The 21,936-nt window shown below is 54.8% G+C and carries 18 protein-coding genes and 1 pseudogene; 13 read left to right on the forward strand and 6 right to left on the reverse strand.

The window, feature by feature from the left end:
• Nucleotides 1-128 precede the first annotated feature (128 nt).
• From B2P82_RS11890 to B2P82_RS11910, 5 genes are read left to right on the forward strand one after another with little or no spacing between them, the layout of a single operon-like run.
• Nucleotides 129-983: a flagellar motor protein MotB gene (locus B2P82_RS11890; protein ID WP_290497161.1), complete on the forward strand. Its 855-nt coding sequence runs from the start codon at nt 129-131 to the stop codon at nt 981-983.
• A gap of 45 nt (nt 984-1,028) precedes the next feature.
• Nucleotides 1,029-2,339: a flagellar hook protein FlgE gene (locus B2P82_RS11895; protein WP_034814647.1), complete on the forward strand. Its 1,311-nt coding sequence runs from the start codon at nt 1,029-1,031 to the stop codon at nt 2,337-2,339.
• Between the two features lie 28 nt (nt 2,340-2,367).
• Complete coding sequence (gene flgK, locus B2P82_RS11900) at nt 2,368-3,816, forward strand: flagellar hook-associated protein FlgK (protein WP_290497163.1); 1,449 nt, start codon at nt 2,368-2,370, stop codon at nt 3,814-3,816.
• A 1-nt stretch (nt 3,817) separates the two neighbouring features.
• Nucleotides 3,818-4,798 (forward strand): flagellin, encoded by a 981-nt coding sequence (locus B2P82_RS11905; RefSeq protein WP_290497164.1) that lies wholly within the window; start codon nt 3,818-3,820, stop codon nt 4,796-4,798.
• Between the two features lie 2 nt (nt 4,799-4,800).
• Nucleotides 4,801-5,913 carry a flagellar basal body P-ring protein FlgI gene (locus B2P82_RS11910; RefSeq protein WP_242517422.1) on the forward strand — a complete coding sequence of 371 codons (1,113 nt, stop codon included), beginning with the start codon at nt 4,801-4,803 and terminating at the stop codon, nt 5,911-5,913.
• Nucleotides 5,914-5,955: 42 nt separating this feature from the next.
• Here the strand turns inward: B2P82_RS11910 and B2P82_RS11915 are convergent, their stop codons facing one another.
• The 5 genes from B2P82_RS11915 to fliF are packed head-to-tail and all read right to left on the reverse strand — an operon-like array spanning nt 5,956 to nt 10,236.
• Complete coding sequence (locus B2P82_RS11915) at nt 5,956-7,074, reverse strand: FliG C-terminal domain-containing protein (RefSeq protein WP_290497166.1); 1,119 nt, start codon at nt 7,072-7,074, stop codon at nt 5,956-5,958.
• Nucleotides 7,071-7,853, reverse strand: a complete 783-nt coding sequence (gene fliP, locus B2P82_RS11920) for a flagellar type III secretion system pore protein FliP (RefSeq protein WP_206991613.1) — start codon at nt 7,851-7,853, stop codon at nt 7,071-7,073. The genes B2P82_RS11915 and fliP overlap by 4 nt, the downstream gene beginning before the upstream one ends.
• Entirely contained in the window at nt 7,837-8,160 is a 324-nt protein-coding gene (locus B2P82_RS11925; RefSeq protein ID WP_206991614.1) for a FliM/FliN family flagellar motor switch protein, read from the reverse strand. The genes fliP and B2P82_RS11925 overlap by 17 nt, the downstream gene beginning before the upstream one ends.
• Entirely contained in the window at nt 8,160-8,723 is a 564-nt protein-coding gene (locus tag B2P82_RS11930) for a hypothetical protein (protein WP_290497168.1), read from the reverse strand. Before B2P82_RS11930 ends, B2P82_RS11925 begins: the two co-directional genes overlap by 1 nt.
• Nucleotides 8,716-10,236 carry a flagellar basal-body MS-ring/collar protein FliF gene (gene fliF / locus B2P82_RS11935; RefSeq protein WP_290497169.1) on the reverse strand — a complete coding sequence of 507 codons (1,521 nt, stop codon included), beginning with the start codon at nt 10,234-10,236 and terminating at the stop codon, nt 8,716-8,718. Before fliF ends, B2P82_RS11930 begins: the two co-directional genes overlap by 8 nt.
• A 115-nt stretch (nt 10,237-10,351) precedes the next feature.
• Between fliF and B2P82_RS11940 the strand changes: the two genes are divergently transcribed.
• Genes B2P82_RS11940 through B2P82_RS11950 form a run of 3 tightly spaced genes read left to right on the forward strand, consistent with a single transcriptional unit; the run spans nt 10,352 to nt 11,973 of the window.
• Entirely contained in the window at nt 10,352-10,864 is a 513-nt protein-coding gene (locus B2P82_RS11940; RefSeq protein WP_290497170.1) for a flagellar basal body-associated FliL family protein, read from the forward strand.
• Between the two features lies 1 nt (nt 10,865).
• On the forward strand, nt 10,866-11,384 hold the full coding sequence (locus B2P82_RS11945; RefSeq protein ID WP_206991618.1) for a hypothetical protein: 519 nt from the start codon (nt 10,866-10,868) through the stop codon (nt 11,382-11,384).
• Nucleotides 11,368-11,973 carry a MotE family protein gene (locus B2P82_RS11950; protein WP_290497171.1) on the forward strand — a complete coding sequence of 202 codons (606 nt, stop codon included), beginning with the start codon at nt 11,368-11,370 and terminating at the stop codon, nt 11,971-11,973. Before B2P82_RS11945 ends, B2P82_RS11950 begins: the two co-directional genes overlap by 17 nt.
• Before the next feature lie 25 nt (nt 11,974-11,998).
• Here B2P82_RS11950 and B2P82_RS11955 read toward each other — a convergent pair whose 3' ends face one another.
• On the reverse strand, nt 11,999-12,769 hold the full coding sequence (locus B2P82_RS11955; protein ID WP_290497173.1) for a response regulator: 771 nt from the start codon (nt 12,767-12,769) through the stop codon (nt 11,999-12,001).
• Between the two features lie 445 nt (nt 12,770-13,214).
• Between B2P82_RS11955 and B2P82_RS11960 the strand changes: the two genes are divergently transcribed.
• The 5 genes and pseudogenes from B2P82_RS11960 (at nt 13,215) to B2P82_RS17065 (ending at nt 21,179) form a co-directional block, all read left to right on the forward strand.
• Complete coding sequence (locus tag B2P82_RS11960; protein ID WP_290497175.1) at nt 13,215-14,351, forward strand: MASE1 domain-containing protein; 1,137 nt, start codon at nt 13,215-13,217, stop codon at nt 14,349-14,351.
• A complete protein-coding gene (locus tag B2P82_RS11965) occupies nt 14,320-16,407 on the forward strand; it encodes a PAS domain S-box protein (RefSeq protein ID WP_290497211.1) in 2,088 nt (695 codons plus the stop codon). Before B2P82_RS11960 ends, B2P82_RS11965 begins: the two co-directional genes overlap by 32 nt.
• 273 nt (nt 16,408-16,680) lie before the next feature.
• Entirely contained in the window at nt 16,681-18,669 is a 1,989-nt protein-coding gene (locus B2P82_RS11970) for a TonB-dependent receptor (RefSeq protein WP_422653700.1), read from the forward strand.
• Between the two features lie 22 nt (nt 18,670-18,691).
• Nucleotides 18,692-19,405, forward strand: a complete 714-nt coding sequence (locus B2P82_RS11975; protein WP_290497212.1) for a TonB-dependent receptor domain-containing protein — start codon at nt 18,692-18,694, stop codon at nt 19,403-19,405.
• A 150-nt stretch (nt 19,406-19,555) separates the two neighbouring features.
• Nucleotides 19,556-21,179: pseudogene (locus B2P82_RS17065) on the forward strand (family 43 glycosylhydrolase).
• Nucleotides 21,180-21,936 lie beyond the last annotated feature (757 nt).

The raw sequence follows: 21,936 nt of genomic DNA on the forward strand, positions 1-21,936 counted from the left end.
TTGGTAGGAATTCAGTAATTTGGTTGCTGAATAGTTACCAAGACCGCATCAAACGGCCGTCCGGGATTATCCGTAATTTGATTTCGCCCTGTTACTACGGACATTCTTGAACACAGGGCGGACACCAAATGGTCGATCCTAAATCGACAAATACGCAACCTATCATCATCAAGCGCAAGAAGGTGGTCAAAGGTGACGGTCACCATGGTGGCGCCTGGAAGGTTGCCTATGCTGACTTTGTCACCGCGATGATGGCGTTCTTTCTGCTAATGTGGCTGCTAAACGCAACCACGGAAGATCAGCGAAAAGGTATTGCCGACTATTTCAACCCGACTATCCCGATCAGCCGGATCTCAGGCGGTGGATCTGATGGACTGAACGGTTCTTCCATGTTCACCGAAGACACTTACGCCAAGATGGGCACGGGCGGCACGCGCCAACAAACTGTCGACTCACCTAGAAAAGAAGCCCAGTCCGGCGCCAGCAAGGAAGAAGTCGCACAGAATCTCCAAAACCTCAGACAAGAACTGGGCGAAAAGTCCAAACAGCTTTCCGAGCACTTGATGATCAAGATGTCTCCTGAAGGCATGGTGCTCGAAGTGATTGACTCGGATAGTTCCCCCCTGTTCGCCGTTGGCAACAGCAACCCCACTCCCCTGCTTAAGGAATTGCTGGCGTCGATTTCCGGTTCGCTTGACGCGTTTCGTAATGACATCAAGATTGTTGGCCATACCGACAGCTTGCAATACCGTCTGGATGCGAACTACGACAATTGGAACCTGTCCACCGACAGGGCCAACGTCATCCGCAAGCTTCTGCTCGAAAAAGGCATGATGCCATCACGGTTACGCGAGGTCTCCGGCCGGGCCGATACTGATCCACTCGCTCCGGAAAATCCTTCGGCGTCCCAAAACCGAAGGATATCGATCATCATCCTGACAGACGGCCAGTCCAAAGATGAATCAAGGTTATCTGCTTATTAACAAATCCGCTCCAGTGATAGAGTACATCTGTCGTAGGAGTCGACCATGAGCATTTCTTCATCCCTGAATGCGGGCGTGATGGGGCTGAACTCAAATTCAAGCCGTCTTTCCGCCATTTCTGACAATATCGCTAACTCATCAACTTACGGCTACAAGCGAAGTCAAGTTGATTTTTCAAGCATGGTTCTGCAACAGCAGTCCTCTGCTTACGCCGCAGGCGGCGTCCGGGTTACGGCCTTCAAGGACATTGCCGCAACCGGATCACTCATCTCTACGGGCAACGCAACCGACCTTGCGGTCTCGGGCCGCGGTTTAGTTCCGGTTACGGACAATACAGGCGTGAATTCGCTTTCGTCGGAGCGCAGCCTGATGATGCTTCCAACGGGCTCATTCTACGCAGATGAAAGCGGAAACCTCCGGACGCAGAGCGGGCTCTTCCTGCTTGGTTGGCCTGCGAACTCCGACGGTGAAATCGGCAATGTCAGCCGTAATAGCGGTACCGACCTTGAGCCTGTCAACATTGCGGCATCCCAGTATACTGCCTCCCCAACATCGCGCATCGAACTCGGCATCAACCTTCCGGCCGATGCTACTACAGCTGGTGGAACGGGTGAGAGCTACACTCTGCCGATAGAGTACTTCGACAATCTGGGCCGGGCCCAAACATTGTCTTTGGAATTCAGCCCGAACGTTCCCGCATCAGGCTCAAGCAATGCCTGGTCGGTGGAGATATTCGATAGCGCAGGCGACCCGGCCGTTTCGATTGGCGATCTGGCCGTCAACTTCTCCGACAGCGCTGTAAATGGCGGCCGTATCGACACCGGTGGTGTCACCGCGTCCAACGGTGCGACCTATGATGATACGACCGGCACCGTAACGCTGAATCTGCCCCACGGTGATGTCGAGGTATTCATCGGCCGACCGAATGACAGCGCGGGTATCACTCAGCTCTCCGCCAACTTCTCACCAACTTCGGTTAGCAAGGACGGGGCACCCATCGGTGACCTTCAGTCCGTTGAGATTGACGAGAACGGCTATCTGCAAGCCATCTACAATACCGGCTTCCGCCGGACCCTCTACCAGATCCCGGTTGGTGATGTTCCGAACATGAACGGACTGAAGGCATTGGACGGTCAGGCCTTTCGTGTTTCTGCTGAAAGCGGAAATTTGTACCTCTGGGACGCTGGGACCGGGCCGGTGGGCAGCATCGAGGGCTACGCCCTTATGGAATCCACAACCGATATCGCTGCGGAGCTTACTGACCTGATCGAAACACAGCGCGCCTACTCTTCCAGCGCGAAGATCGTGCAGACGGTCGACGAGATGCTACAAGAGACAACCAATCTGAAGCGCTGATCCGAAACTCTGACAGGCGAGCTCTGCTTTGAGTATTTCCCACGCCATCAACGCAGCACAATCCGGCCTGAAGGTATCTGGCCTTCGGGCCGACATTGTCGCCACGAACGTCGCAAACGCATCAACGCCGGGCTATGTCCGGCGGTCTGTGCTGGTGGGCGAAACTTTGCTTGGCGGCCGCACCAGCGGCGTGGCCGCTTCAGGCATTTCGCGCTCTGCCGATTCTGCGCTCTCTGCAGAGCGTCGAAGCATTTCCAGCGATGTTGCACAGTCCAGCCTAATGGCCAGCACATGGCAGGTGCTCTCATCCCGCATAGGGGATGACGCTGAAGGCACCGGGCTTTTCAGCAAGTTTTCCAAGTTTGAGGCGGCCCTGTCTGCCTCGGTCACTTCTCCGGAGTCCAGCACCCAACTGGCTGCTTTGCTGGACTCGGCCAATGCTGTTGTGACGGAGTTGAACAATCTCTCGCAACTGGTCAGCCAGCAACGCTCGGAAGCTGATCGCGAGATCGCAGACGGCGTGAACGTCGTAAATGCCGCGCTGAAACAGGTCGAAGAACTCAACGGTTTGCTGGCGGGCATGGACCGCTCGACATCCCAGGCCGCCGCACTGATGGATGACCGCGACAGAACACTTGATACAATCGCAGAATATCTGCCGATCGAAGCGATTCCGCGCGATGGTGGCGTTGTGGACGTCATAACTGTCGAAGGCGTCTACCTCGTTGCGGGAACTGCCAAGCAATTGGAATTCTCGCCCGCCAATTCATTTGGCGCGGATATGACACTGGACAATGGTGCACTTTCGGGCCTCTCGGTGAATGGGCAGGAACTGACGCCCGGTGCGTCCAGTTACGCCGCCATATCGAGTGGTATGTTCGGCGCGCTCTTCACCTTGCGCGACACAGACCTTCCAAATTTTGGGGCCCAACTCGATACGATCGCCAACGATCTTGTGACCCGCTTGTCCGATGACTCGATCGATCCGACAAAAGTACCCGGCGAGTTCGGCCTGTTTGTCGACACAGGCACGCCGGGCGATCCGGGTCTCGCTGGTCGCATCGACCTGAACGCCCAAGTTGACCCGGCCCAAGGCGGTAGCCTTTGGCGATTGAGGGATGGCATCGGCGCCGCAGTTGAGGGCCCGCCCGGAGACAACTCCATTCTTTCGGCTATGTCCAACGCCTTCACCAAAATACAATCGATGAATTCGAACGGTATCCAGGGCGGCTTCTCTGCAACCGAATTGGTTGCACATGTTGCGTCACTCACCGGACAAACCCGTATCTCTCACGAATCAGTGCTTTCTTCGGCATCCACTCAGCACGACCTACTGATTGAGGCCGAATTGTCTGAGACCGGTGTCGATATCGATAGTCAGATGCAGGACCTGCTAGCAATCGAACAGGCCTATGCAGCAAACGCCCGGGTCATCGAGATTGCGAACCAGATGATGCAGAAGCTGATGGAGATCTGATATGGACCGCTTCTCTATTTCCTCCGGCCTGATGACTGCCAGCCTCGGTCAGCACATTTCTGAATTGCGGACCCAGATCGGCAAAACATCGACAGAGGCCACGACGGGTCGATATGAGGACCTTACGCTTCATCTATCCGGCCGGATCGGTAAGGCCATGCTTGGTCAGAAGGCGCTGGCAGACATCTCAACTGATCGCGAAGTCCTCAACCTGCGCGCGAGCCGACTGTCGCTGATCCAAACAAGCCTGGGCACGGTTCAAGAGAGTTCAAGTGGCATCGCCGCAAACATGCTGAGCGCTATCGGCGGCGAGCATGAAACAGATGTGGGTATTGCAGCACGGGACGCAAAGGCCGCCCTGTCCGCGTCGCTCTCGTCTCTGAATGCGCGATATGGAGACCGCTTCCTCTTCGCAGGAGACGCTACATCCACACTTCCCTTTTCCGATCAGTCCGCACTTTTGGCTGACATCGAGCTGATTGCGGATAGCGCAACCGACAGTGCCGACTTCGCGACTCAGCTAGATGACTATTTTACCTCGCCAACAGGCGGTTGGTTACAGAATATCTACCAAGGCAGCACGACCGCGTCCGACCCGGAGAGCGTTACCGCAGATAATGACGCAATCAAGTCGCTCATCAGAGATTTGACCGTATTGGCAATCTCGGGTCCGGATGGCCCACTCGCCTCTTTGGACGGTTACAAAACGCTTGTTCAGGAGACATCTCTGAGCCTGTCGTCGAGCGAAACGCAAATCACCAATCTACGGGCAGATCTCGGCGTATATGAAGAGCGGAATGCGATCGAACAAAAAACGCTCGACACGGAAGAAACACTACTGACTGCGTCATTCAACGATCTGACTGCGCGAGACCAGTATGAAGCCGCAACGGAGCTGCAATCGCTGCAGACGACGTTGGAAGCGTCTTATCTGATTACTGCCCGCCTGTCCCAACTGTCACTCCTGAATTATCTGGGCTAAAAATGATGCTTCGGAAAACACTCCTCATCGCCGCGCTCTGCTTTGGTCTCTTCGGGGGTTCCGCCCCTGCCGATGCGCAAACCCGCCTTCGGGATATCGTCGATGTTGAAGGCGTGCGGCAAAACGATCTTATCGGATATGGTATCGTGGTCGGCCTCAATGGCACGGGCGATTCAGTTCGAAACTCACCGTTCACAGAAGACTCGCTGACATACATGCTTGAGCGCCTTGGCGTGAATGTCCAAGGTGAGGATATCAAGCCCAACAATGCCGCAGCTGTTCTTGTGACAGCCACGCTACCCTCCTTTGCACGTAATGGATCGACCATAGACATATCGGTCGCCTCGATCGGAGACGCCAAGAGCCTTGAGGGCGGCACCCTGATCCTCACGCCCCTGAAGGGCGCAGACAATGAAGTTTATGCAGTCGCTCAAGGTAGCATCATCGTCTCCGGTATTGATGTTCAAGCCGCCGCCGCACGCGAAACGCGTGGTACGCCGACAGCAGGCGCCATCCCGAATGGGGCCCGCATCGAGCGTGAAATCGGCTATGACTTCAATGACCGCGAGAGCCTGACACTCGCCCTGCGCGATCCGGATTTCACGACAGCCGCCCGCATCGAAGACGTCATCAACTCGGCCTATGGTGCCCAGATCGCCTATACTCGTGATCCTGGCACGATTGATCTGGACCTTCGCGGGATCAATGGGACGCCCTCCCGTATCCTCGCAGATATCGAAAACTTGCCCGTCAGCGTGTCTGTGCCGGCGCGAATAGTGATTGATGAGAAATCCGGTACGATCGTACTTGGCGAGGATGTCACCATTTCCAAAGTTGCGATTGCTCAGGGCAACATCTCTATCAAGGTGGTGGAAAGCCCCGTTGTGTCCCAGCCGAATCCGTTTGCGCGAGGCGAGTCCATCGCCCTGCCCCGCTCACGCATCACAATCGGCCAGACCGGCAGTAAGAATATTGCGATGCTGAACCCAAACGTGTCACTCTCAGAGTTGATATCTGGGCTGAATGCGCTAGGGGTTACGCCTCAGGAAACTGCCGATATCATTCGCACAATGAAAGCAGCGGGCGCCCTTCACGCAGACCTGATCATCCGTTGAACTGGTAAGACAAGTTGGACAGGAACTTATTCGTGTCAGGCCCTACTCGGCCTCGTCTTCTTCAGGCTTGCCGACCTTGATCGCCCCTTCCCGCTTGAGGGTCATTAGGGACATCAGGAACTGACGTTGGAGCTTCTCGCCCTTCTCAGCAGATATTTTTCCCACGTCTTCGAGCTGTAGGCGATACTGGTCCGCCAAGCGCGACGAGATGTTGCCGAGCAAATAATCCGAAACTTCCGATCCACCCTCGCGGAGACTTGCAAGGAGTTGGACCATTGTCTCTTCGCCAAGTTCCCGGAATACAATTGCAACAGCTTCTCGGGGCAATATTTCCGGCAGGCTGCTGATGGTAAACATGACGCGCTCGATGCTTTTCATCTTGCCTTCATGCTCGCTACTGAGGAAGGCCATGATCCGATCACGCTTGTCGCTCGGGACAAGGCTGAGCATTTCACCAATGGATTCCAAGTGAGCCGTATCTTCGGTTGCGCCCGGACCAGCTTCAGTATTGTTCAGCAATTCAATCTCGACCATGTGGGCAAGCACGGAATAGATTTCCGGGTCTGGCGCCTCATCCTCGACCAGATGACCGACCACCGGGTCCAGTTGCTCCTCACCCAGAAAGCCGACAATTTCCGATGCCGCAGCGACATCCAATCGGCGCAGGATTAGCGCGATGATATTGGGGGTCAGTGTCAGAAAATAGGTTGCGACCTGTTGCGCATCATAATTCTCAAGCCGCTCCCAGGTATCGCCAACCTCTTCCACCACGACTTCCTGTTGTGGCTCGCCAGTACCGTATATCTGATCATAGCGTTTCTGATCGAGGATGTTCGCGATGACTTCACGAGCCTTGTCCTGTCCTCCGGAGAACGAACCGCTCGCGGCGCGCAATTCTTTCAGGAAGTCGATTGCAATCTCAACAAGCTGCTCCCGAGGAAGTTTGGAAACCGTTTCCAACGCAGCAGCAACCTGGGCCATGGTCTGGTCATCAAGACGCTCAACGATGGGACGTGCCTCGGCTTCACCAAGCATGGCAATGACCACAGCAGCCTTCTGTGCACGCGTCAGACCCGCAATGCGCGAGGAACCAGTCTGTGGCCCTGTTCTGGCTACAGCCTGCCTTTGGGTCGGTTGTTTCAACTCTACGACCGAACTCATCCGGCATATCCTCGCAAAAGTGCTTCCGTTATCTTCAACCAGCCATCCGCCAGAACTATGAATCCAACCTTAAAAGGAAGCGAAACCACGGTCGGCGGCACCATCATCATGCCGACTGCCATCAGAACAGATGAGACGACCAGATCAATAACAAGGAATGGCAGGAAAATTACGAAGCCGATCTGAAATGCGTGCTTGATCTCGGACAACATGAATGCCGTCGAAAGCAGAGCGAATGTTGGCTCCTCCCCTTCCACCACAGGGCGGTTCACCGCATCGGCAAGAACAGGGATGGTTTCTGGATCGACACGGGCCGTCATGAATTCACGGAAAGGCGTTGTCGCGGCCGTCCAGGCCTGTCCCTCGTCAATTGTACCCTCCATGTATGGAGAGATGCCTGAAGACCATGCTTCCATGAAGGTTGGCTCCATGACGAAGAAGGTGAGGAACATGGCAAGCGCCATAATGAGCATGTTTGGAGGCGCTTGCTGTACGCCGATGGCCTGACGCAGAAATGAAAAGACAATGATCATGAATGGCAGACAGGTCGCCATCATGGCGATGCCTGGCGCCAGACTGAGCACTGTCACCAGAACAAGCAGTAGTACGACAGAGCCGCTGAGTCCGCCCTCGCCGCCATTCCCAAGGAATCCATCCGGAATGGTTATCTGAGCTGGATCAACGGATTGCGCGTAAGCTGCGCCGGAAAGCGCATACAGGAGAATTAGTATGAACAAGCCGCCAGCAAATCGCGGCAGGTGTTCAAGTCCCCTTAGCATCGGGATCCTCCGCGATCTCCGTGATTTTTACGCCTAAACCACCCTCCTCCGTCTCAATCAACTCGCCTCGCGCGATGAGCCGGTTGTCTACCGAAAGAGATACAGGGTCTTCTATGCGCGCTGCGAGCGCGATCACGGAATCCGGTTTCAAATCCAGTATTTCAGAAACGGTCAGACGCTTCTGGCCGATGGAGACGATCACATTGACCGGAACGTTATAGATGGATCGATAGACTTTGCCGCCCGGCAAGGCCTCATCCTGCTCAATCATGTTTTCGTCCGAAGGCGTCATTTCGGGAATAGCCATCACAATGTTTCCTTCTGATTCGTTTGCATAGACTGCAGTCGGCCAAGGCAGGCCTCCAGCAACCCGTCGAATTCCAACGACAATCCACCCGTCACCCAGGACACTTCCACACCCTGGCGCTCGGATGCAGGCGTCGGAGAAACGAGGCACCGGTTGGCAAGTTTATTTGAGCGCTGAACAACATCCTGAATATCATTTGCAAGAAGCTCGGGAGCCGTGATTTCCACTCGCTTTGCCGATTCCGGTAACAGGCTTGGCAACTGTCGACCAATCTCTTCTGCCAAGAACATTTTTGAAAGTTCCGGGAACAACTTTTCCGCTATCGCGGTAACCCAGTTCGTTGTTTGAACAAGCAGAAGATCATTCGTACGCTCAATCTCTTCCGACAATCGCGTCAAGAGAACTTCCACATTCGGATCGAGCGCCGGCACAATCTCGGCTGGCGCCTCGGGCTCATGAAAATCTACAGCGGTTACAGTATCCGCCATTGTACTGGCGGTGCCAGCCGTATCGTCAGTAGTCTGGTCAAATCTCGGCAGGTTGGCGAAAGGCGACTCACTCATTGACCAGCGCCTTCCGGTCTTCGTTCAGCCACTCCTGAAGCAGGCTTGCTGTTTCATCCTGGCGCTCCCGAGTATAGTCTTTCAGATAATCCAAGGGGTCGACTGGATCATTCGTAAGCGCCGGGGTCGTGCCTGCGATTGCACCTGCGTCAGTGCCCAGATCAGATTTTGCTCCCTGAGCCAGTAAGGGCCGGACAACGCCGAAGCCCAGAACAATCACAACCAAACCCAGCAGAATGGCTTGCAAGGCAGACCAGAAATAGCGCTCCGTAAGGGTCTCGACGAGACCGGGAGCGGGTGTGAGCTCTTCGACCTCCAGTTCCTGAAACGGCATCAAGTCTACGGTCAGAGAGTCCCCCCGATCAGCGTTAAGGCCGGCACCAGAAAGGATCAATTGTTCAAAATCGGCCACCAAGCTGCGCATCAAGGGAGCAGAATCTTCGGCGTTGGCATCAAAACCGAGGACTTGTTCGTTTAGCAGTACAGCGACAGAAATACGTTCGATTTCACCCGGTAATGTTTCGGTTTCACGGCGTGTCTCATTGATGTCGTAGACAACACTCTCGGTCGAGTTTTTCACCGTGCTGTTACCGCCGCCCTGGCTTCCGGCTCCTTGCGGCAGATTACTGGACACGGTGACACCTCCTCCCCCACCACCGCTGGCTTCGCTGGTGTCATTGCTGGTACGATTGCGAATTACGCGGGAATTCGGGTCAAACACCACTTCGGACACGCGCTGGCGTTGGCGATTGACATCAACCGTCACGGACACGCGCGCATTGCCCGGACCGACACGGGCCTCCAGCAAGCGCAGAATCTTTTGTTCCAGAGTGCTCGACTGGCCCTCGGCGACGATTCCCGGTTCTTCCATGCGGTCGATATTGGGCCCCGCCAGCATACCTCGCTTCGGATCGATCACGGCCACATCGGCCGGATCGAGTCCGGACACGGCGAGGGCGACGAGGTACTGGATAGCCTCAGCCTGGCTCGCACTGATCCGGTTGCTGGAAACCAAGGTCACGGATGCAGTTTGTGATGGGCCGGATCGGGAAAAACCCGATCGAAGGCTGGCGCCGATATGCACTCGGGCGGATGATACACCCGGAATGGCCAGCACGGTGCGGGTCAGTTCGCCTTCCTTCGCTCGCCAGTAAGTCGCATTGTACATTTCCGACGTGATCGAGAAACCATTCACATCATCAAGCAGCTCATAACCGCTGACAGACTGCTGCGGCAGCCCGTCCTTGGCCAGCGCAAAACGAACCGAGTCGCGATCGGAGTTCGGAACAAAGATCGCCTCGCCGCGGATCTCATATTCGACGCCGCGCTTTTCGAGCTCAGCGATCACTTCACCGGTGTGCGTCGGGTCCAGTCCGGCATACAGCAGGCCCATGGGCTGCTTGACCGCACCTTGAACGAGCAACGACATGGCGAAGACCACACCGGCAACTGCACCCACAAGTGCGAGTTTCTGCGCCGTTGATAGCGCCTTCAGTGTGTCTAAAAGTTTCATAGGCCAGAAAACCCCGATCCCAACGCCATCATTCCATTGGTTAATATTTTCCGCGAAATCATTAACGCTTCCTTTACCCAGAAATTAATAAGCCTTTGTCAGCAGCAATTTTTTATTGGGTAACGTTTTGGCCTCTGACGCGAACACAGAACTTACTGAAGAAAAGTCTTCCAGCGGTGGGTTGATCCCGCTTGTGGTATTGGCTGTCGTCAGCATGGCTGGCGCATTTGGGGTCGTCTACTTTTTGTCGCCCAGTGCCCCTGCGGCAGCACTTGCATGTGCGCCAGGCGAAGGTGGCAAGCCGGCTCATACGCCGCTCGCACTGGAAGATCACGTCTATGTAGAGTTGCAAGAAATCCTTGTTACGATAGGTAATGAGCCGGCCACTCGCTATGTTAAGATCAAGACTTCTGTCATCTCAGACAACAGTCATGTCAGCGCGGTAAAGAAAGCCGAACCCATGCTGGTCGATGCTTTCGTCGGCTACCTCCGTGCACTTCAGCTCTCTGATTTCGAGTCAGCTGACTTCTACCCGAAGATGAGGGAGCAACTCGCAATGCGATCCGAAATTGTGCTCGGTGCGGATGCTTCGCACGGCGTGCTCGTAACCGAATTCCTGCTACGGTAAGATGATGCCTCTAGATCCCTCCGACATAGCGCTCTTTCTCGTTTCGTTTGCGGCTTGCCTCTACTGTGCCCTGCTCAGCCGCAGGCTCAAGGCCCTGCAAAATACCAAGGATGGCTTGGGCGCATCCATTCGCGCCATGTCCGAATCAGTCGCCGCAGTTTCATCAGCGCGACACGAAGCGAAGGCTCAATCTGGAGAAATAGCAGTTCGACTTACCGCAATCCTCACTGAGGCGCATGACGCTGGCAAGAAGCTGACGGAGTTGAAAGATGCACTCGAAATGAAGGATCGGGAGATCTCCCGCAAGATTCAGGCAGCTGATGCCGAGATTCGCACAACAGTACGCGACGCACTTGCTCAGTCATCAGATAGGGTCGCGGAGATCACGCGGCTGACCAAGCGCCTTGAAGCCGTCGCTAACCAGGCAGCCTCCAGTCTGGACAGTTCCGACTATCTTTTCGAAGACGATGATACGATCAAGACCAAAAGGGTATATGAGAGCTATGGGCATAAAGAGTAGCGGACGCACTCATGTTCTTCTGACGATCGGTGCCTTGTTCACGATCGCAGGCGGGACCCGGTGGTTGCCCCAGGCGTTTGCAACGACAGGTGCGGAATCACTCAGCAGCCGTCCATCTGACGTGCTGCCCAAGAGCTATGTCGACGATTCCGATACTGTGCGGAAGGTTTGTCTTACAGGCGACCTCGTCGAAGCCATGGAGCAAGACCAGAAGACTATCGAGCAACGCATTTCGGACCTGCGAGCGGAAGAAATCCAGTTTCAGAACCGGAAGATGGAACTGGACCAGCAGGCCGAAGACCTCAAATCAATCCAGATCCAGCTGGACGATAGATGGCAACACATGGCAGAGGCGGCCAATGAGGACATCCAGCACCTTGCCCAGATGTACGGCGCAATGAAACCAGATCAGGCCGCAGGGATCTTCAACCAAATGGACGCCGGCTTCGCAGCGGGCTTCTTGCGGCTCATCCCGAGCGACCAAGCCGGCCTGATCCTTGCCAACATGGAAAACGAAAAGGCATATGTTGTCAGCGTCAAAATCGCGTCGACCAACAGTGACCTACGCGACGACGCGGTCCTGCCTTAGGCGAACCCCGTCGAACTCAGCCACATTAGGCAAAAATGGATGTGTTCAAGTGCACGGCGTTGTTCACAGCTTCCCGTACGCGCCAGATATCGAACGGCTTTGGTACCACCCCATCCCGATTCTCACACCCGTCTTCCTCCAACCGCTCGGGGTGCGCCGTAATGAAAATAGTCGGCACCCTATAGCCGAGAGTTTCGCGAATTTTGTGAACGACTGTCCAGCCACAGACGTCGTTGCCCAAATCTACATCCGAGAGGATTAATCCAATGTCCCGCTTTTCTGCAAAGGTCATGGCTTCGTCGCGCGTATAAGCAACTCCAGCGACCCAATGACCAGTTTGCTCCACCAGCACGGAAAGCAGCTCCGCCATATAGGGCTCATCTTCAATGATCAGCACGCCGGTACGTGAGGCAGCTGCAACAACTGGCTCAACACGAGCAATAATGTGGGTGACCTCATCAACATGTAAACCGGTGATCCGCGCCAAATCCTCCGTCCCAAATCCGCCGATTATGGACAATAACAGCACTCGCCGGTCCGCGACCTCCAATCCATGTAGAATGGGATGGACACGGTCATTCACCGAATGGGCTTGGGCGATCTGATGCAGCCTGTGGTCAACTTGACGAAACAGGCATGCCCGATCCACGCCCGTTGAGCCTGCGGCCTGGACTGATCCGATCAAGTCTCCCAATACATCGCAGACTACCTGGTCGCCGGCATCAATCGATCCCAGCAACAACTGCGCATAGGATCTCAAGGATTTTAGTTCTGAAGAAACGATATCCGAAAACATCTTTGCCCCTCGGTCCCTTGCCTCAATCAAGAGAGTAATTCAGCCGTTTACTCAAAGCATTGTACCACAGAATTTCTCCCACTGCGGGAAAACAGATGATCTAAACTCAATTGAAACAAGTTTCCATCCAAATCAGCAGCTCATCGATTTACCGAGTGAGGGGACACACGATGGTGATACAGGCACCAAATTGTCAGATCAGTTATGGTGATCGCCCACCCCGCGATCTTTCTGAAGCGATCAGTACTGCTGAAAACAAAGGCAATCTCCTGGCATTTGAGCAGGCACTGCTGTGAGTGCCATATTGCGTTAGTCACATTCTCACTGAGAATACCTCTAAATGAGGCAGCTTCCGCATGATTTCGCCTGCGGCAGAGCGCGGGCAATTAAGCAATCCGTCTGCATGCAGATTGCAAGACGGCAACACAAAAAGCGGATCTGATCCATGCCAAGCGCAACTCCTAACACCCCAACGGCCACTAGGAAACCTAGCCGCGCCACCAGCCGCATCGGCGTGCTGGCTGGAAGCCTAGGTGTAGGAATCGTCATTTTCGTCGTTGCGGTCGCGATGATCGAGTTAACGCGCGGCGCTGGGCGTGTGGCCGCTGTCTGGCCAGCGAATGCAATCCTGATCGTCTTGCTTCTGAAGAACCCGCGCAGGAACTGGATTCCCCTTCTCACCGCAATGATGGCCGCGCTGGTGTTCGCCAATATCTATTCAGGAGACCCGATTCTTCGGGCGTTCATTTTGGCTCTCGCGAATGTAGCAGAAGTTTGCTGCGTCGCCTTTGTCTTCATGTACCAGCGCAAAATACGATTCATTAGCCTGGCGGGAATTTCTACCCTGATCGTGGGCGGATTCGCCGGCAGCCTCTTGTCATCCCTCTTAGCTGCAATAGGATTGTTCACGACCGGTGAGGCCCTCGTGCTCTCTGAAACCCTCGTCTGGTTCTCAGCAGACTTTCTTGGCATAGTTCTGTTCACTCCGATAATCTGGTCTTTGGCGGACCGCTCAAGAAAATTCGTCAGCACGTCACCTGACCTTCAGTATATTCTCAAGCTGGGGCTTTTGTGTGCGACGACTTTCTTTGTTTTCGCCCAGAGTGACTATCCATTCCTCTTCCTCGTGCCCCCCGCGCTCGTATTCCTCGCCTTTGGGGGGGGCGTAAAAGCGGCCGCCATTGGACTACTCACGATCACAGCAATCGCCTTGCCGTTCACGTTGGCTGGTACTGGCCCAATGCATTTGATGTCAGCCGAGTTCACTTCCAAGATTTTGGCAATTCAACTATTCCTTGCGACAAACTCCATTCTCGGGCTCGCTGTCGGAGCAGCCTCTTCGGACCGCCGTCGACTGATCAATCATATCAGACGGTCTCGAGAGCGCTTGTCGAGCAAATCTCGCGAACAACAGGAGATGCTGACAAAGGCCCACTTGGCCGAGCGTATGGCGGGCGTAGGTCANNACTCTGAACCCATCCACTCAGGAAGTGGACTGGTCGCCGGAAGTCTATGCAATTCACGGGGTCACGAAAGAAGAGTTCAACCCGATGTATGGCGACGCGATCATGTTCTACGCTGAAGAAGACCGCGATCGTGTGCGGGCTCTGGTTCAGCGCGCTGTCAACAATGCCGAAGACTGGGAATTTCAAGCCACGATTGTTCGAAAGTCGGATGGCAAGAGGCGGCGCGTGCGCTCTATCGGAGATTTTCTTGTGGACAAGACCGGAAAGGTCGAGCGAGTTTTCGGCGTGTTCAAGGATGTCACAGACGAGCAGGTTGTACTTGAAGCACTTGCGAATAGCGAATCCAAGTACCGGACCCTCGCGGAGAACTCTACAGACATCATTGTAAAGTTCGGCCTGGATGGGATCATTACCTATGCGTCGCCCGCATGCGAGATTTTGGGTGTTTCGCCAGAAGATGCAATCGGCTTGTCAACATTGGACTTCGCGATCCCGGAAGACCGTGGGCGTGCGGCAGAAATCACTCAATCCCTATTCCAGAATAACGCCGTTGATCCATCCGTTCAAAGAGAATTTCGAGTGAAGGACAAGCACGGCAATGTGATTTGGCTGGAAGGCAATCCGAAGCTCATTCAGGGTGAGGATGGTCACCCCCGCGAGGTAATATCGACCTTCCGGGACATCACGGATCGCAAGGAAAGGGAGCAGGCATTGGCCGAGGCCCGCGCTGAGGCCGAAGCTGCTGGCAAGGCAAAAGCGGAGTTCCTGTCGAATATGAGCCACGAAATCCGTACGCCCCTGAATGGTATCCTTGGCTTCACGCAATTGTTGGAGCAGACGGATCTGAATGAAGAGCAAAGGCTGTTCACTACCCGAGCGATGAAGGCCGGGCGCCTATTGAAAGATATAGTCAACGATATTCTGGATTACTCCAAGATCGAGGCAGAAAGCATCCAGTTGGAAGTGCGGGCTGTCGACATTTCTCACCTTGTTCAGGACACGATCGACCTTGTTCACGCAGGAAGGGATTCTCGGTCGGTGCCGTTGACATCCGTCGTGGAGAGCAAAGGCGCCCTCATTGACGAAGTCCGGCTGAAGCAGATACTGACAAATCTGATCGGAAACGCCGCAAAATTCACAACCGAAGGATCAGTCCGAGTCAGCGCCTCCCAAGAGGGAGACTTGCTGAAGTTTGAAGTGGCAGATACGGGGCCTGGTATCCCCGATGACAAACTGGAAAGCGTCTTTGAGGGGTTCAAGCAGGCTGACAATAGCGTCACTCGAAAGTTTGGCGGCACAGGCTTAGGGCTCTCCATAAGTCGATCCCTTGCCCGGCTAATGGGGGGAGAACTGCACCTGGAAAGCAAACTTGGACAGGGTACGGTTGCGAAACTGGTATTGCCGTTCAAACCGGCGGAAGTGCCGATGTCCGACTTCCGCTCGACTGCCAAAACCCCACAATTCGGAAAGCTCAAGATCATGGCCGTTGACGATGTCGCCATGAACTTGGAACTGATTGAATTGGGGCTCGAAAAGTTCGGTCATTTGGTCCGGGGCTTTCTGTCGGCGCATGATGCCCTCTCGTCCCTTCGTAAGGGCGAGACGTATGATATCATCCTGATGGATGTCCAGATGCCGGAATTCGATGGCATTGCTGCGACACGCGCGATTCGGGCTCTGTCTGCGCCAGCCAGTCAAATTCCGATTGTGGCACTGACCGCAAATGTCCTGCCCGAACAGATCGCCGAATGCATGAAAGCTGGAATGACGGATCATGCCCCCAAGCCGATTGATATCGTTCAACTAAATGCGCTTGTTTCAGCCCTCACCACACAGCAGACTGGTCAGGCCGATTCTACCCATGAGCAACAACCTATCAGCGATCCGATGGAGCAACTGAAGCTCAAATATCGGGACTATCTCACCACTGTACCTGCAGAGTTTGCGGCCATCTTGGACAAAGAGGACAGCAAAGTGGTGCTGGAAGAGATCCGTCAATTGTCTCACTCTATTGCCGGCAGCGCCGGTAGCTTTGGTTACACAGAAGTCTCCACCGCCGCATTTTCTTTGGAATCAATCGCGCGGGACATGAGCGAGAGCGGCAAACTCACAGTAGAACTGGCTGAAAGCTTGAGCGAATTTATTCGGGTCACAGAGCAACTTGTCGCCTGACCTGGGCCCACGGCGCGTGGCGGTTCCCATCTGTGTATTGGATCCAATACCCGTGAAACAGAGAGCCGTCGGCACCCCGATGGACAAAATTACGCCAAGCAAGCTCAACCTCGGATCACGAATCGAAACGAGACAGACTTGAACAGTGGGGTGAAATAGGATAACCATTCCTGACACCGGTGTCATTCGGTGATAAAATATATCGGGAGGAAAATTAGAATGCGGGTATCCACCAGAGTCAGAATCCTTGCGGGCGCGTCCCTGGCCAGCCTAATGCTGTCAGGTTCCATAGCGTATGCGCAGGAAACCATAGATGAACCATCGGCAGATGAGACAGACCAAGTACTCGACAGTGTCGTGGTAACCGGTTTCCGTGACTCACTTGCGGAAGCGCTTGATCTCAAGAAACAATCGACCGGAGTGGTCGACGCGATCGTCGCTGAAGACATTGCCGCTTTTCCGGACCTGAACCTCGCTGAATCGCTTCAGCGCATTCCCGGCATCGCGATTGATCGTCAGGCTGGCGAAGGTCGACGCATCACGGTGCGAGGCCTCTCGGGCGACTTCACGCGTGTGCGCATCAACGGTATGGACGCCTTGTCCACCGGTGGTGGATCAGACGCCTCTGGTGGTACAAACCGCAGCCGCTCGTTCGACTTCAATACATTTGCGTCCGAGCTGTTCAGCCAACTGGTTGTTCGAAAATCACAGTCCTCTTCCATTGAGGAAGGATCGCTTGGTGCAGTTGTCGAGCTTCAGACGGCGCGTCCTTTGGACTATGATGATGGGTGGACCTTCTCGGCATCCGCGCAAGCCCTCTACAATGATCTCGTAGAAGAAACATCGCCTCGCCTTGCCGGCCTTGCTTCCTACAAGAACGACACTGGCACATTTGGCGCGCTGGTTTCTGCAGCATTTCAAGACCGCACAATCCGTGAAGAAGGCTTTTCTTCTGTCCGGTTTGATGATCAGGGCACATTCCGCTCTGTGAACGGCGCAGGCTGTATTGGCGCGGACCCGATGCCAGCTGCCTGTGAGGAAGTCCGCAACTCCTATTATGCGCGCATCCCGCGCTATGGTCGCCTCACTTATGATCAGGAACGCACCGGCCTAACCGGCGCACTACAATTCCGTCCAACTGACCGGACCACTATTACGGTGGAAGGACTCTACTCTGAGCTGGATGCACAGCGCGACGAAGAGTTCCTGCAGGTCTTTGTACGATCGAATACCGACAATATTGCGGTAACGGACTACAACGTGAATAGCGATGGCGTTCTGGACTATCTGCAAGGCGATGTCCTCGCCGATACGAGCAATGGCATCATCCCGATGCGTAGCGAACATCGCCGGGACTACTACACGACCGAGTTCACGCAGCTGACACTCGAAGTCGAACACGATTTCTCCGACACGCTGCGGGGTTCTTTCTTTGCAGGTCAGTCCTCATCCAGCTTCGATAACCCGGTTCAGGCGACAGTTTTCTTTGACGCCGCCAACCCGGTCGAAGGTTATAGCTATGATTTTCGGAACGATTTGAATCTCCCGGCCATCAGCTATGGCAACACGGATGTAACGGATCCGTCCCAATTCCTGTTCACGCAGTTCCGGAATCGCCCTCAGGGGTCTGACAATGATTTCGAGACCGTTCGGGCCGATCTGTATTATGACTTCTCCCCAACCATGACCTTGTCGGGTGGACTGAGCTTCAAGAAATATGACTTCTCGACACGCGAAATCCGTATCGACGGCAATGTCGCAGATCTCGACGGCTTCACCGAGTCGCCAGTCGTCAGCGGCGACTTGGTTGGACTGGTAAGCGGTTATGGAAACGGACTGGACTACGGCTCCAACGATACGTCGTGGGTTAGCGCAAATTGGGATGCTGCCATCGACTTGAGCGGCATCCTGGATATCACAGGGGACATCGGTTCACGACCTCAAGACAACCGTTCGGTCGAAGAGGAAGATTTGGGCGGCTACGTCCAGCTCGACTTCGAAACTGACCTGTCAGGCATGAATCTCCGTGGAGATATCGGTGCGCGGTATGTTGAAACGACCACCACTGCTTCGGGTTACGTGCCGGGCAGTGGCGGACTTGCGCTCCGCACGGTGGAAAATTCCTATACAGATTTCCTTCCGGCGCTGAACCTTGTTCTGGAAGCCTCCGACCAAATTCAGTTCCGCGCTGGCGTCGCCAAAGTCATGGCCCGACCATCGCTCGGAAATCTGACACCGGGCGGTANNCCTCGATACGTTTAGCGGTGAGCCATATACATTCAGCATCGGAAATCCTGAGCTCGATCCCTACCGGGCTACAGCTTTTGACCTGAGCGCCGAATGGTATTTTGCAGAGGAGAGCCTTCTGGCTGTGTCGTTCTTCTATAAGGACGTGGAATCCTTCTTCCTGACCCCTGCCAGCAACGAGGTGGCTTTCAGTTCACTCGGTCTGCCGGCCAGCGTAGCCTCTTCGACCAGCCCACTGGGAGAAGATCTGGCGAATGGGCTTGATCCGATCGTCGCGGTCAGCCAGGTGGCAAATGGTGGAGAAGCCTCGATCCAGGGTCTGGAACTTGTATACCAGCAACCCTTCTTCTTCCTGCCAGGACTTCTACAGAATGCGGGATTTGTAGGGAACCTAACCTATGTCGATTCCGACGAGATCAAAAACTTCTCGGAAATCTCGCACAACATGACTCTCTACTATGAGACAGACCGGTTCTCTGCTCGCATTTCCGGTGCGTACCGGGATGAATATCAGACCCAAGGCCCAAGCAGTTCGGGTCGCACCGAAGGTCGCGAGGAGCGGGGTGTCGCATCGACCTACAACGTGGATCTGTCGATGTCATACGCGCTGACAGATCAGCTCGACCTGACCTTTGAGGGCATCAATCTGACGGATGAGTTCGAGCATCAGACATTTGACCAGCTCAATCTCCCAACCCTCTACCATCATACCGGCCGGAACTTCCTGTTCGGCGCCCGGTATACATTCTAGGGAACTTTCGGGGTACGGACCGGCGACACAATCTGAAGCCGCCGGTCCAGATCATTCGATATAGTTTTGAAAATTGCGATCCTCCCAAGGCGCATTTTCTGAGTGGCCCCGGCGAGATCCTCGCAGGGGCCACTTTTTAAGGTGCAACATATGAAGATCTCTCTGACCCGACGCCAAAGCCTGCTTCTCCTGGGCACGACACTCGCCACGAAGGCTTGCACTACGCCCGCTTCAGAAGCAGCTGTCAGAAGCGAATCCCCCGCCCCGAATCGTCCGGACTGGGGAAGAGGATACGAGAAACAAAGAATCGCTGACCGCAAGGATGGGACATTCCTGAACCCGATTTTCTCAGGCGACAGGCCGGACCCCTCAATTATCAGAGACGTCGATACCTACTATCTCACATTCTCAAGCTCTGACGCTTACCCTGGTCTGTTCATCTGGCAGTCGACCGATTTGTTGAATTGGCAACCTGTGGGTCCGGCGCTAACCCATCCCATCGGCTCGGTATGGGCACCCGATCTCATAAAGCACGGGGATCGTTTTTACATTTACATTCCTGCACGGAGCAAGAACAGAAAATCCATCTATGTCATTTACGCCGATCAAATAGACGGGCCATGGAGCAAACCCGTCGATCTGAACCTCCCGGATCATATTGATCCCGCCCACGCGGTTGGCGAGGATGGCAAGAGATACCTTTTCCTGTCAAACGGCGATCTGGTTGAACTCTCAGACGACGGCCTTTCGACCGTTGGGGATGTGGAACACATCTACGACCCCTGGCGATATCCTGAAGAGTGGGATGTTGAATGTTTTTGTCCGGAGGGACCCAAAATCCTCCGAAAGGATAACTGGTTCTATATGCTGACAGCCGTGGGTGGGACTGCCGGTCCCCCCTACCGGGCACATGGTCATTGCGGCGCGCGCCCGATCCGTCAAAGGGCCGTGGCAACATGCACCGGACAATCCTCAAGTCCGCACCACCGACCGCTCCGAATCCTGGTGGTCGAGAGGACATGCCACCCTCATTGAAGGACCGGCGGGCGATTGGTGGATGATTTCACACGGTTGTGAGAACGGGTTCTGGACGCTTGGAAGGCAATGCCTCTTGGAGCCAATCCGTTGGAGAGAAGACGGCTGGTTTGAATCGTTGGGCGGAGACCTGTCAACCCCCTTCCCCAAACCCTTACCCAGCCAGCATCAGCCTCATGGTCTTCCGCTTTCTGATGATTTCTCGACCTCGTCACTGGGTCCGCAATGGGTGTTCTATGATCCTTCGCCTGTTGAAAATGATCGCATTGACCTTGATGATGATGGATTGCGCATGACCGCGAAGGGTGAGACCCCGGCCGACATATCGCCTCTTTGCGTGATCCCCGGAGATCGCGCCTATGAAGTGGCGGCGCGGATGGAACTGGACCCGGGGTCACGTGCAGGACTTCTCCTGTTTTACAATTCAGGATTGTACTGCGGTTTGAGCTAGGGACCGGAGGGCCTCGTCATGCATCGCTATGGTCAGGAGCGTTCACGTCCGAACGATTTGGATGCTGGCCTCACACACCTTGAAATCAAGGTTCGCAACGACAATCACGTCGTCACATTCTTTACCCGTCTGCCGGGCGAAAGATGGAAGAAATTCGATGTTCAGATGGAAGTGTCTGGCTATCACCACAATACGGCATATGACTTCCTCAGCCTCCGCCCAGGATTGATGGCGGCCGGGAAGGGTCATGTTCGTTTCAGTCAGTTCCGGTACAAAGCACTTTCCTAAGCGGCGGTACCGACAAATTTTCCGACGGAGGACAGCCGCAGATCGATATCCCGGGCCCCTCGGGTTCGAATCACGGCTTTCTGNNCCTACACTTGCGGCGTGAACACCTGTCACCGCTCCGGTCGAGATTGCCATCCCCTTCTTCAACGGCATTCCGCGACGCGCGGCGTTTTCTAGCATGAAGCGCAAGGATTCAATCGGACCTCCGGGAATCCCGCTCGCATCTCCTGTGCCGACAGTAAGTCCATCAATCGTGGTTTCAAACGGCCAACGGTTAAATTCCAGAGACCGCCATTCAGGCAATTCATCGCCAATGATCAGACCATGATTGTTGCCGAAATCAGATATTGTCACCAGCGGCCCGTGATCGTTGATTTCGGAAAAAGGGCTGCTGGCGATTTCTACACCCGCATGAATCGAGCCGACCAAGGCGATCGCGTCCTCTGTGGAATACTCGGTCTTCGAAGGTTCTGCATCGGACAAGACAATCAGTACACACTCCCCTTCAACCGCCGAAAATCCTTCTGCATAAACGGGGGTTTCCATGACTCCGACAGTCTGATTGTGGATTTGCGATTTGAAAATCGGGCCCGCCAAGCGATCCGTTCCATAACGATCAATGTCTGCCCCATTAATGCGGCCAACTTTCCAACCAGCTAGCTCGTCGGGCCACATATCGATGGCGGCATCCTGTATGGAATAGGCCTCGGAAATAGATTGGGGCACAGTGCCCGGATACTCAGCCAGACTGCCGGCG

The sequence above is a fragment of the Hyphomonas sp. UBA4494 genome, assembly GCF_002388935.1.
GTDB lineage: Bacteria > Pseudomonadota > Alphaproteobacteria > Caulobacterales > Hyphomonadaceae > Hyphomonas.